This is a genomic window from Serratia sp. CY81684, from assembly GCF_052166595.1.
Lineage (GTDB): Bacteria > Pseudomonadota > Gammaproteobacteria > Enterobacterales > Enterobacteriaceae > Serratia > Serratia nematodiphila.
Genome location: NZ_JBJNOO010000003.1, coordinates 268,268 through 280,280, shown reverse-complemented (window position 1 = coordinate 280,280; position 12,013 = coordinate 268,268). Strand labels below are relative to the sequence as shown.

Here is a 12,013-nt window from a genome sequence, read left to right as displayed (position 1 = left end):
GAAGGCCTGCGGGACGAGCAGAGAAACGCCGCCGTCAGCGCGGCGGCAGCGTGGCGCGCCAGGCGTTGAGCGTCTCCACCTGGCCGGCGCAAATGTGTAACGAGGTTTGTAACGCCAGGGCATAGCTCACCGCATCGCCCCAGGTCTCCCCCTGCAGCTGCGGCTGCTCACAGGGCGCGAACACCGACTCAGGGGGCAACAGCGGCACGGCCTGCGGCGCCGGCGGCCGGGCGCAGGAGCTCAAGCACAGCGCCAGGCAGAGGCCGAGCGGCGCAGGGATCGTTTTTAATCGCTTCACGGTATTTCCTCTGATAAGCCTCGTGTTGCTGGCGCAGCTGCTGTTCCTGCCGCTGCTGCGCCGCCATCAGCGCACGATTTTGCGCATCTTGGGTCTGCAGGGTGGCGATCAGCCCCGCCTGCTGCGCCAGGCTTTTTTGCAGTTCCGCCGCCTGTTGCCGCGCGGACGCCAACTGGTGCGACAACAGCGAGCTGTAGCCGCCGAGGCAGATAGCCGCCAGCAACAGCAGCAGCAACCCGCCCTGCATCAGTTTCTGCAGCCAGCCGCTCATGCCGGATAGTCCCGAAACGCCAGCTGGAAGTGCGGACCATCCTTGAGGGTTTTCCATTCACCGCCCCATTCGACGTTGATGCCGCATTCACGCGCCGCGCGCCGCACCGCCACCGCAATTTGCGCGTAGTAATCCCACTCCCAGGAGACCACGCCCGCCGGCATCGCCACCACGTCCACCGCGTGCCCGGTCAGGTGGCGGCTGCGCAGCGTTTGGCTGTTGCCGGCGCGCACCATTTCCCGCTGGCGCGCCATGCTGCGCAGCCCCTCGCTGACGGAAAACGGCACCAGCGAATAGCGCAGCGCCAGACGAATAACGCGCACCAGATCCGGATGCACGCCGCGCAGATTCTCTTCGCTGCGGGCGGTAAAGCGAATCTCTTCGATGTCATTTAACATTTTTAAACCCCGTCTTTTTGCCGATGAATTTTTTAATTAAGGCGTTGATGTAATCCGCCCCCATAAAGCCAATCAATACGCTGGCCAAATTCGCCCAGTTTAATTCCAGGCCCATCAACGCCAGCGCATCGCGCACCGTCCAGGCCAATAACGCGCACATCGCCGCATTCAATAAACGTCGCCGAATACCCACGTTGCGATAGGCGCCATGTAATAGCGCCATCACGCCGGCCAGAATGGCGTTCAATACCGGCTGAAGATATTCACATACTCGCTGGACTATTAAGCCAACAGCGTCAGGCTCTATGCTGGACATAGCTCATCTCCTTTTTTATTTTTAATTAAATGCCAATCACGGCCGGTGGGACATCGGATACTCAGAATCTAGTTAAGGATGCTATTACAAAGCAAATGAATAAATACAGGCCCTATGGTCGAATTCATTCATGCTGAATGCTGGCACAACACATAAACGCCAAGACAGGCGGCAGTGAATAAAAAATTCATTCTTATGGTGATTTATTTCGACTTTTGTTTTTACGAAAAATAAACATTAATGGCGGTGGGAAATACTTCCCCATCATAAAAACATCCACTCTGGAGAAATACCATGTCCACACGCAAAGCCGTTATTGGGTATTATTTTATTCCAACCAACCAAATCAATAATTACACCGAGACCGATACGTCCGTCGTGCCATTCCCGGTTTCCAACATTACGCCGGCCAAAGCCAAACAGCTGACGCACATCAACTTCTCGTTCCTGGATATCAACAGCAATCTGGAATGCGCCTGGGATCCGGCCACCAACGACGCCAAGGCGCGTGATGTGGTCAACCGTTTGACCGCGCTCAAAGCGCACAACCCCAGCCTGCGCATCATGTTCTCCATCGGCGGCTGGTACTACTCCAACGATCTGGGCGTGTCGCACGCCAACTACGTCAACGCGGTGAAAACCCCGGCGTCGCGCGCCAAGTTCGCCCAATCCTGCGTGCGCATCATGAAGGATTACGGCTTCGACGGCGTGGACATCGACTGGGAGTATCCGCAGGCGGCGGAAGTGGACGGCTTCATCGCCGCGCTGCAGGAGATCCGCACCCTGCTTAATCAGCAAACCGTCGCCGACGGCCGCCAGGCGCTGCCGTATCAGTTGACCATCGCCGGCGCCGGCGGCGCCTTCTTCCTGTCGCGCTATTACAGCAAGCTGGCGCAGATCGTCGCGCCGCTCGATTACATCAACCTGATGACCTACGATCTGGCCGGCCCCTGGGAGAAGGTAACCAACCACCAGGCGGCGCTGTTCGGCGATGCGGCCGGGCCGACCTTCTACAATGCGCTGCGCGAAGCCAATCTGGGCTGGAGCTGGGAAGAGCTGACCCGCGCCTTCCCCAGCCCGTTCAGCCTGACGGTCGACGCCGCCGTGCAGCAGCACCTGATGATGGAAGGCGTACCGAGCGCCAAAATCGTCATGGGCGTGCCCTTCTACGGCCGCGCCTTCAAGGGCGTCAGCGGCGGCAACGGCGGCAACGGCGGCCAGTACAGCAGCCACAGCACGCCGGGCGAAGATCCGTATCCGAGCACCGACTACTGGCTTGTGGGCTGTGAAGAGTGCGTTCGCGACAAGGATCCGCGCATCGCCTCCTATCGCCAGCTGGAGCAGATGCTGCAGGGCAACTACGGCTATCAGCGGTTGTGGAACGACAAGACCAAAACGCCTTATCTGTATCATGCGCAGAACGGGCTGTTCGTCACCTATGACGATGCCGAGAGCTTCAAATACAAAGCGAAATACATCAAGCAGCAGCAGCTGGGCGGCGTGATGTTCTGGCATTTGGGGCAAGACAACCGCAACGGCGATCTGCTGGCCGCGCTGGATCGCTATTTCAACGCCGCGGACTACGACGACAGCCAGCTGGATATGGGCACCGGGCTGCGCTACACCGGCGTCGGCCCCGGCAACCTGCCTATCATGACCGCGCCGGCCTATGTGCCGGGCACCACTTACGCGCAGGGCGCGCTGGTGTCCTACCAGGGCTACGTCTGGCAGACCAAGTGGGGTTACATCACCTCTGCGCCGGGTTCAGACAGCGCCTGGCTGAAGGTGGGCCGCGTAGCGTAAACCATAAAAAAACCCCGTAGCCGAATGCTGCGGGGTTTTCATTGAGTTAACCGTTTGATTTTCGCGTCCCTTCGTCTTTATTCCTTCAGTTGTGGCACCATGGATAACCGCCATCCCGCACCACTTCGCGGCCCATCAGGCTGTAGACATCGCTTTTGCGCGTCAGCCGCTCATGCCACCAGTTAAACCCGGCGCCCTTGCTGGCCGGATGCCACGCCAGCCAAATCATTTCGTCGCCCTTTTGCATCTCCACCGGCACCGTCACCAGTTCGCCGCTGGCCAATTCCTTTTCGATCAGCGCAGGCGGCAAAAAAGCGTGGCCGATGCCGCGCTTGAGCAGCGCCAGGTTGCTTTCCACGTCGCATACCACCAACTGACGCTGCAAGGGCAGCGTGCCGTGATTGCGCTTGGGCAGCTCATGGCTGCTGTCGGCGATCACCACCACGATGTCGTTCAACCGCTGTTTCTTGCACACCGGCTTTCTCTGCGCCGCGAACGGGTGCGAAGGCGATACGCACAGCACAAAGTTGAGCTTGCCGAGCATCAGGGTTTTGGCCTGCACGCTGTCGGGAATTTGGCCGATGGCGATGATCAGATCCGCCCGGTTGTTTTTCAGCGCATCCCAGGTGCCGTTCAACGCTTCCCGCTGCACCGAGATATTGGCGTTCGGGCAATGCTGAATATAGTCGCGGATATCCTGCGTCAGCGTTTCCAGCGGGAAGAAGGTGTCTACCGCCAGGCGGATATTATTGTCCAGCTTGGGAATGTTGCGCACCCGGCTTTCCAGATCCTGCACCGCATTTAAAATCCAACTGCCTTCCTGCAGGAGAAATTCCCCTTCATCCGTCAGGGTAATCATGGGGCCATTGCGATGAAAAAGTTTCACGCAGAGTTTGCTTTCAATATTGGAAACCCGATAAGAGATCGCCGAAGGCGTTTTATGCAGCGCCTCCGCGGCCATAGAGAAAGATCCGGTGTTCTTGATGGTGCTGATTATTTTAATCGCGTCCAGGGATAATCTAGTCATACAAATTCCTCTTTAAAATAAAATAAGAAAAATGACACTAAATTCCCAAGGTGGTGGCGCACAAAAATCGATCAAATCGAACAAGGGTACTCAACGCAACAAGCAATATACTTCATAAATGAGAGCGCTATCTTAAATACTATTCATCACTACTTGATATAAATTTCATCATAGCGCCGTGCTTTTACACTGTGACAGTTAAATAAATTCGGCCTAACGATCAAAGATTGTCATCATAATATTTTTCGTTAATAGCCGGTAAAACATTCCGATCTACGGCCAAATCAGAATGGTAAAAATAAAACAAGCCGACAGAAATGGTTATTTCCAATTGCGTTATTAGTCTCTCATTTTGTCGGTGAAATACGCTCAACTTACAACATAATTTCAGTCAGGAGTGACTTATGAACAAAACTTCCCGTACCCTGCTCTCTCTGGGCCTGCTGAGCGCGGCCATGTTCGGCGTTTCGCAACAGGCGAATGCCCACGGTTATGTCGAGTCGCCGGCCAGCCGCGCCTATCAGTGCAAACTGCAGCTCAACACCCAGTGCGGCAGCGTGCAGTACGAACCGCAGAGCGTCGAAGGCCTGAAAGGCTTCCCGCAGGCCGGCCCGGCTGACGGCCATATCGCCAGCGCCGACAAGTCCACCTTCTTCGAACTGGATCAGCAAACGCCGACGCGCTGGAACAAGCTCAATCTGAAAACCGGCCCGAACTCCTTTACCTGGAAGCTGACCGCCCGTCACAGCACCACCAGCTGGCGCTATTTCATCACCAAGCCGAACTGGGACGCTTCGCAGCCGCTGACCCGCGCTTCCTTTGACCTGACGCCGTTCTGCCAGTTCAACGACGGCGGCGCCATCCCTGCCGCACAGGTCACCCACCAGTGCAACATACCGGCAGATCGCAGCGGTTCGCACGTGATCCTTGCCGTGTGGGACATAGCCGACACCGCTAACGCCTTCTATCAGGCGATCGACGTCAACCTGAGTAAATAATCGGTCAAATGAGGAGATCGTTGAGGGTTCAGCCTGGCGCTGAACCCTTTTTTGCAGGTGCCGCTATTGCGACATGTTGAGGATAGTGCGCACATTGAGCGCGCTGGTGGCGATAATGTCGATGGCGCCGGTGCGCAAAGCGCCCAAAATCGCCAGCGCCTTGGTATTCTCGGAAGCAATGGCGATCACACAAGGGATTTTGCGCAGCTCATCAATGCTCAGCCCGATCACTCTGTCATTCATCACCGTGTCGACATGCTGCCCCTGAGCATTGAAAAAGTCATAGCCGGCGATGTCGCCGATCACGCCCTGATTGAGGCTGGCGTCGATAATCTCGTGCGGCGTAAACCACCCCAATTTCACCATATAACTGTTTTCATTCATGTCGCCAATGCCGACTAACGCCACATCGGCCTTACGCGCACGATCCAGCGTTTCCTTAATCGTGCCGTTCTGCATGAAGGCGTCTTTCAGCGCGCGATTTTCGACGTAGGCCGGCGCATAGAGCGTCTCGCTGCTGCCGCCAAACTTCTTCGCCAGACGCCGGCTGATATGGTCGGCGTTGATCGCGTCGCCCGGACGGTGGGTGCCGCCGATGCCGCAGATGAACTTGCAGTTGCGTTCCGTCACGCTGCCGACATGATCGGCGATCGCCGCCACGTTGCGTCCCTGGCCGACCGCCAACACCATATCGTCTTTCAGCGACATCGCCAGATAATTGGACACCAGCGCCGCCACCTGCCGACGCTGTTCCTCTTCGTCCTGATGGTCGAGCGCGATCAACGCGCGGCTGATGGGAAAACGTTCCATCATCTGCTGTTCCAGCCGGGTGCTGAATACCGGGTGATAACGCACGTTGATCTCGACGATGCCTTCTTCCTTGGCGCGCTTGAGCAAACGACCGACTTTGATCCGTGAGATGCCGAACTTTTTGGCGATCTCTTCCTGCGTGATCTCATCCTGATAATAAGCAACGGCGATTTCGGTCAGCAGTTCGTTATCCTGGGACACAGTTTGTTTTTCCATCCGTTAGACGTTTCCCCACGGCAGGCCGGTTGATGATGGCGGAGGGACGATACACGCCCCTCCGACAAGGCTGAATGCCCGCTAGTATAACGCGTTCAGGCGGCAACGGTATTCAGTCGTTGCTCCACCTCGTCCGCCAATCGGGTCAAGAGCAGGCAGCAAGATACCGCGCCGGCGTCCAGTACGCCGCGCGAACGCTCGCCCAGACGGCTGGCGCGGCCGATTTTCGCCACCAGCTCGCGGGTGGAGTCCCGCCCGCGCTCTGCGGCGATTTTCATTTGTTCCAGCGCAGCGGCGAAGTCGTCACCGCGTCCCACCGCCTGCTCAAATGCCGCCACCGCCGGTATCAGCGTATCCATCAGACACTTGTCGCCCACGCCCGCGCTGCTGATGTCCTGCAGTTCGCGCAACCCGCCGTGCAACATCGCCAAAAATGCCTGCTTGTCCAGCACGCTGCGCTCACGGACGCTCTCCGCCATGCCCATGAACAGGCTGCCGTACAGCGGCCCCATCGAACCGCCGATGCCCTCCATCAGCGCATCCGATACCGCATCGAACGCCTGCGCCAGCGTGAGCTCGCGGCCGCGAATGGCATCGCCGCACATCGCGAATCCCTTCGACATATTAATGCCGTGGTCACCGTCGCCGATGGCGCCGTCGATTTCGCTCAGATATTCGCGGTTGCTGACAATGGTTTCTATCAGCCCCGTAACGATCTCACTGCCGTACCGGGTTGAAATTTGTTCCGTCATGATTCACTCCACCTGGGTTAAGCCTAAAGATTGCGCCGGCATGTCCAGCAGCGTTTTCAGTTCGTCATCCAGCGTCATCAGCGTCAGCGTCACGCCCATCATTTCCAGCGACGTGAAGTAATTGCCGACGTAGCGCCGATGCACCCGCACGCCTTTCGCCGTCAACCGACGCTCTATTTCGGCATAATAGATATACAGCTCCATCACCGGCGTGGCGCCAAGCCCGGAGATCAGCAACGCCACCTCCTGCCCCTGTTCCAGCGGCATGTCGTTGAGCACGAAATCGAGCATGGTGCCGGCCATCGCCGACGCCGACTGGATCGGCGATACCTCAATGCCCGGTTCGCCGTGATGGCCGATGCCGATCTCCATCTTGCCGTCTTCGATATGAAAATTGGGTTTGCCGACCGCGGGAATGGTGCAGGAACTGAGGCCGACGCCGATCGAACGACACCGGTCGATGGCTTTTTGCGCCGCGCCGATCACGCCGTCCAGATCGTACCCTTTGGCCGCCGCCGCCGCGCCAACCTTCCACATCAGAATTTCTCCGGCCACGCCGCGCCGTTTATCGATCTCACTGGCCGGCGCCGAGGCGACGTCATCGTTGGCCACCACGGTTTTCACCCGTATGCCGGCCGCCGTGGCCTTCTTGATCGCCATCTTGACGTTCATGTTGTCACCGGCGTAGTTGCCGTACAGACAAGCGACGCCCGCACCGCTGTCCGCCGCCTTGAACGCGTCGAGAAAAGCCCCCGCCGTAGGCGATGAAAAAATCTCGCCAATCGCGACGGCATCCAACATGTTTTTGCCGACATAGCCCAGGAACGCCGGCTCATGGCCGGAACCGCCGCCGGTGACGATGCCCACTTTGCCGGCGATTGGCGCCGGCGGATATTTCAACACCCGCGCATTATCGGTGGCGGCATAATAGTTCGGGTGGGCCAGCCTGTAGCCCTGAATGGCGTCTTCTACTACGTGATCGGGATCGTTAATGATTCTGTTCATCGCGGCCTCTCTGTCGCCTGAATAAGAAATTATTGAATGGTGTAACCGCCGTCGACCACCAGGTTGGCGCCGGTGATCATCGCCGCCGCGTCGCCGGCCAAAAACAGGGCGCTGGCGGCGATATCTTGCGGCTCGGCGAAACGCCGCAGCGGGATTTTCTGCTTCATTTGTTCCGCCACCTCGCCTGACCAGGCCTTACGGCCCAGCTCCGTCAAAACCACGGTGGGCGAAATGGCGTTAACCCGCACGTTGTGCGGCCCCCACTCCAGCGCCAGCACCTGGGTCAGACCGATCACGCCCGCCTTGCTGGCGCAATAGGCCAGGTGATTAGGCAAAGCCACCACCCCGGCCTGCGAGGCGAGATTGATGATGCTGCCGCCGCGCTGGCGAATGAAACGGCGCCCCACCGCCTGGCAGGTAAGAAACACGCCTTTCAGATTGACCGCCAGGGTTGCATCCCACGCCGTTTCCGGCAGCTCCTCGGCCGGATGCAGCGCGACGATGCCGGCGCTGTTGACCAGCACGTCCAGCCGCCCGAAATGCGCCTCAATCTGCGCCACCGCCCGCTCCACCGATGCGGCATCGGTGACGTCGGCCACGACGCCCAGCGCCGCCTCGGCGTCCAGCTGTCGCGCCACTTCCGCAACCTGCGGCGCCCGATCGAGCAGCGCCACGCGTGCGCCGTTTTGCAGATAGCGTTCGGCAATAGCGAGACCGATCCCCGCAGCGCCGCCGGTAATCAGCGCCACCTTGCCCTGCAGCGAGAGCTCACGCGGCGCCGTAGTTTGATGATTAATCATAAATTTCCCCTTAAAACTGTGAACTTCACCCTCGGTCAGGATATTTTCGCCAAACTCGCGCCGCGTTCTTCCTGCACCGTCGCGCTTTCTTTCGGCAGCGTGACAAATTTCATCAGCACACCGCTGAACAGGTACAAACCGGTAAAGATCCAGATCACGCCAACGGTGCCGAGGCTGCCGATAAACAGCCCCACCACCGCCGGGCCGACAAAGGTGCTCAGGCCGGCGCCCAGATTGAGAATCGACATCGCCGCCCCCTTATTGTCCGGCGCCAGCGACGGCATGATGGCCGACAGCGGCACGAACGCCGCCAGGCAGGCGCCGAACAACCCGGCGGCGCAAACGGTCAACAGGTAGTTGGCGCCGAAGAATTGCGGCACGTAGTAGAACATCAGCGTGGTCAAGGCACAGCCGACGCAGCCAAACCACATCACCACATTGCGCCAGCCGAGCCCGTCGCTGATCACGCCGAAAATCAGGTTGAAAATGATGTTGACCGTCCACAGCGCGGCGTACATCTGCAGCCAATGCGTGCGGGTGAACCCCATATCCATCATGTACATGGGCATGAATACGACGAAACCGTAAGCCGCAGAGGTATTAATGGTGCGCACGATGCCGCCCAGGCCAATCTTCGGGTTTTCAAACGCGATGGTGATGCCCTTCAAGACATAACCCAGCGACGCTTTTTCCCGGTTGCCGCTCTGTGCCGCGCCGTCGTCGCGATTGAGCATCAGCGCAATCACCGCGCCCAGCACGACGAAAATCAGCGCGCTCCACAGCGTGTGGATCTCGCCGAGATAAGGCAGCATGATGCTGGAATACAGCACGCCCAGCACGCTGAGCCCGCCGCTGTAGACAAACCAGAAAATCCCCACCGCCGACCCCAGCCTTTCCGGCGGCGCCTCATACGCCACCCACACCAGAAAACCGTAGGCGAACAACGGATAACCCAAGCCGCGCAGCGCATAGGTCGGCACCATGATCGCCAGGTTGTTGCTCGGCAGGCCGAACGTCAAAAAACACACCGAACCGAACAGAAACAGCAGCAGGCCGGCCAACATCACCCGCCGGGCGGTAAAGATTTCCGCCAACACGCCGGAAAACCAGGCGGCGATGGCGGCCGCAAAGCCATAAACGCTGAACAGCAGCGCCGATTCCTGAATGCTCAGCCCTTTGCCAATCAAATAAGGCGACAGCCAGCCCTGTTCCAGCCCTTCGCCCATCATGAACACCAACACGCCGGCATAGCCCAGCAGCAGTTTCGGTGACAGACCAATGCGATGAATCAGTCCATGCAACATAGAACACCCCAGCACATGTGATTATGGAGGCGCAGGCTCGCCCGCACCCGAGTAACGACGCAGGTTTCAGAGGTTTGGATTAAGCACCACTTTGATTGAACCGATACCGCGCTTCATCAGCTCGAAACCTTCGGCGAACTGTTCCAGCGGCAACGTATGCGTCACCACGCCTTCGGTCGGCAGATCGCCATTGGCGATGCCTTCGATCACCAGCGGATAGCAGTAAGGGCCGAGGTGCGAACCGAGCACGTCCAGTTCCTTGCGGTCGCTGATGATGCTCCAGTCGACGGTCACCGGATCCTTAAACACGGAAAATTCGACGAAGGTGCCGAGCTTGCGGATCAGCGTCAGGCCCTGTTCCACGGACTTCTGTGCGCCGGTCGCCTCGATGTAGATGTCGCAGCCGTAGCCCTCGGTCATCGCTTTAACCGCGGCGGGCACGTCGTCACGGGTGGGATTGAGCGTCACATCCGCGCCGAAGCGCTTCGCCAAGGCCAGACGTTCGTCGGACAGATCCAGCACCACCAGCTTCGAGGGCCCGGATTTCTTGATGGCCCCGATCATGCCCAGCCCCAGGGTGCCGGCGCCGGCCAACACCACCACATCGCCCAGTTTGATATTGGCGCGTTGCACCGCATGGAAGGAGCAAGCATAGGGTTCGATCAGAATGGCTTTTTCGATCGGCAGGTCGGCCGGCACATGATAGTTAATTGCCTCTTTGGTGAACTTCATGTACTCGGCCATGCCGCCGTTAACGTTTTTCTGGAAACCGTACAGGTCATGCTTTTCGCACATCCAATACTGACCGCGGTTGCAGAAGCGGCATTGCCAGCAGGGAACGATTTGTTCTGATATCACGCGATCGCCGAGATTGAAGCCCTCGACGCCTTCACCGTACCCCACGACATGGCCGATGAATTCATGGCCGGGGATCATCGGCGCCTTGATGTACGCCGGTTGTTTTTCATCGCCCCAGAAACTGGGCGCCCCTTCGAACGCTTTAACATCACCGGCGCAGATGCCGCAGGCTTCGATCTTCACCAGGATCTCTTTCGGGCCGATCGTCGGTACCGGCACCTGTTCCAGGCGGTAATCTTTCGGGGCGTACGCCACAACCGCCTTCATGATCTCGGGGATACCGGCCGCCATTTTCGCCTCTGTTATGCAGGTCTGACACATAGCACTCTCCTCTGGTAGGGAAACTTCTCTTGATCATTAACACAAACAAAGAACAAATGAACACTAACGCCATGCGTTCAATTTGCCCACAGTGAACTTATCAAAGTGTGATATCGCTCAAAAACCCGTCTTCACTAGAGTGAATAACGATTAAAAGCCCTTTTTTAGTGACTAAGATCACCTTTTGCAGTGGCAAACTGAAAATCCAGACAAAAAACAAAAGAACATCGATTGAACATTTGATTAAACAGGGATACGGTAATGAACGTGGCACCACCGAGGATCGCCACCCTTTTCGTTACCAATCAGGAGACCGCTATGCTGCCTATCGCCATCGGCGCCGATGATGCCGCCATTGAACTGAAAGATCTGATCGTTGCCCACCTGCAACAACGGGACATCCCCGTCATTGACTACACGACGGATCGCGCCGCAGAAACGGGGATCTATCCCGATATCGCCTATCGCGTCGCGCAGGCGATACGGGAGGAAAAACATCGGCGGGGCATCCTGCTGTGCGGCACCGGCATCGGTATGAGCATCGTGGCCAATAAAGTGCCCGGCATTCGTGCGGCGCAATGTCACGATACCTACTCCGCCCAGCGGGCGCGCAAAAGCAATGATGCTCAGATCATCACGCTGGGCGCGCGGGTCATCGGTGCCGAACTGGCGAAAACCATCGTCGATGCCTGGCTGGAATCGGAGTTTGAAGGGGGAGGATCGGCGCCGAAAGTCGAGCGGATCGGCTATTACGAAAACGCGGCCGGACGGCGTTAAACCGCCTGCCGTCTCGATGGCGGTCGCGCGCAAGCCGCGCTCCGCCTGGGTTTATTCGG

At 58.2% G+C, this 12,013-nt stretch carries 14 protein-coding genes; 3 read left to right on the top strand and 11 right to left on the bottom strand.

Features of this window, described 5'->3' with window-relative positions:
* Window positions 1–34 precede the first annotated feature (34 nt).
* Genes lysC through ACJ8QF_RS09140 form a run of 4 tightly spaced genes read right to left on the bottom strand, consistent with a single transcriptional unit; the run spans window position 35 to window position 1,283 of the window.
* Complete coding sequence (lysC, locus tag ACJ8QF_RS09155; RefSeq protein ID WP_004936544.1) at window positions 35–208, bottom strand: Rz1-like lysis system protein LysC; 174 nt, start codon at window positions 206–208, stop codon at window positions 35–37.
* On the bottom strand, window positions 189–569 hold the full coding sequence (locus ACJ8QF_RS09150; RefSeq protein ID WP_197778117.1) for a DUF2570 family protein: 381 nt from the start codon (window positions 567–569) through the stop codon (window positions 189–191). Before ACJ8QF_RS09150 ends, lysC begins: the two co-directional genes overlap by 20 nt.
* Window positions 566–967 (bottom strand): M15 family metallopeptidase, encoded by a 402-nt coding sequence (locus tag ACJ8QF_RS09145; RefSeq protein ID WP_004936549.1) that lies wholly within the window; start codon window positions 965–967, stop codon window positions 566–568. Before ACJ8QF_RS09145 ends, ACJ8QF_RS09150 begins: the two co-directional genes overlap by 4 nt.
* Entirely contained in the window at window positions 957–1,283 is a 327-nt protein-coding gene (locus tag ACJ8QF_RS09140; RefSeq protein ID WP_033643982.1) for a phage holin, lambda family, read from the bottom strand. The genes ACJ8QF_RS09145 and ACJ8QF_RS09140 overlap by 11 nt, the downstream gene beginning before the upstream one ends.
* Before the next feature lie 294 nt (window positions 1,284–1,577).
* Here ACJ8QF_RS09140 and ACJ8QF_RS09135 point away from each other — a divergent pair, with 294 nt between their 5' ends.
* A complete protein-coding gene (locus ACJ8QF_RS09135) occupies window positions 1,578–3,086 on the top strand; it encodes a glycosyl hydrolase family 18 protein (RefSeq protein ID WP_442537470.1) in 1,509 nt (502 codons plus the stop codon).
* 85 nt (window positions 3,087–3,171) lie between these two features.
* On the opposite strand, the gene ACJ8QF_RS09130 is transcribed toward ACJ8QF_RS09135, so the two are convergent.
* Window positions 3,172–4,113 (bottom strand): LysR family transcriptional regulator, encoded by a 942-nt coding sequence (locus tag ACJ8QF_RS09130; RefSeq protein ID WP_033645764.1) that lies wholly within the window; start codon window positions 4,111–4,113, stop codon window positions 3,172–3,174.
* A gap of 404 nt (window positions 4,114–4,517) precedes the next feature.
* Here ACJ8QF_RS09130 and ACJ8QF_RS09125 point away from each other — a divergent pair, with 404 nt between their 5' ends.
* Entirely contained in the window at window positions 4,518–5,111 is a 594-nt protein-coding gene (locus ACJ8QF_RS09125; RefSeq protein ID WP_004936574.1) for a lytic polysaccharide monooxygenase, read from the top strand.
* 63 nt (window positions 5,112–5,174) lie between these two features.
* On the opposite strand, the gene ACJ8QF_RS09120 is transcribed toward ACJ8QF_RS09125, so the two are convergent.
* The 6 genes from ACJ8QF_RS09120 to ACJ8QF_RS09095 all read right to left on the bottom strand — a co-directional run bounded on the left by ACJ8QF_RS09120 (window position 5,175) and on the right by ACJ8QF_RS09095 (window position 11,177).
* On the bottom strand, window positions 5,175–6,137 hold the full coding sequence (locus ACJ8QF_RS09120; RefSeq protein ID WP_004936575.1) for a sugar-binding transcriptional regulator: 963 nt from the start codon (window positions 6,135–6,137) through the stop codon (window positions 5,175–5,177).
* 95 nt (window positions 6,138–6,232) lie between these two features.
* Window positions 6,233–6,889, bottom strand: a complete 657-nt coding sequence (dhaL, locus tag ACJ8QF_RS09115; protein ID WP_004936578.1) for a dihydroxyacetone kinase subunit DhaL — start codon at window positions 6,887–6,889, stop codon at window positions 6,233–6,235.
* Window positions 6,890–6,892: 3 nt separating this feature from the next.
* A complete protein-coding gene (locus ACJ8QF_RS09110; RefSeq protein WP_004936581.1) occupies window positions 6,893–7,894 on the bottom strand; it encodes a dihydroxyacetone kinase subunit DhaK in 1,002 nt (333 codons plus the stop codon).
* 29 nt (window positions 7,895–7,923) lie between these two features.
* A complete protein-coding gene (locus ACJ8QF_RS09105; protein ID WP_004936585.1) occupies window positions 7,924–8,694 on the bottom strand; it encodes an SDR family oxidoreductase in 771 nt (256 codons plus the stop codon).
* A 35-nt stretch (window positions 8,695–8,729) separates the two neighbouring features.
* Window positions 8,730–9,998 (bottom strand): MFS transporter, encoded by a 1,269-nt coding sequence (locus ACJ8QF_RS09100; protein WP_033632417.1) that lies wholly within the window; start codon window positions 9,996–9,998, stop codon window positions 8,730–8,732.
* 66 nt (window positions 9,999–10,064) lie between these two features.
* Complete coding sequence (locus tag ACJ8QF_RS09095) at window positions 10,065–11,177, bottom strand: MDR/zinc-dependent alcohol dehydrogenase-like family protein (protein WP_031300581.1); 1,113 nt, start codon at window positions 11,175–11,177, stop codon at window positions 10,065–10,067.
* 318 nt (window positions 11,178–11,495) lie between these two features.
* Here ACJ8QF_RS09095 and rpiB point away from each other — a divergent pair, with 318 nt between their 5' ends.
* Window positions 11,496–11,954 carry a ribose 5-phosphate isomerase B gene (gene rpiB / locus ACJ8QF_RS09090; RefSeq protein WP_004936593.1) on the top strand — a complete coding sequence of 153 codons (459 nt, stop codon included), beginning with the start codon at window positions 11,496–11,498 and terminating at the stop codon, window positions 11,952–11,954.
* Window positions 11,955–12,013: the final 59 nt, after the last annotated feature.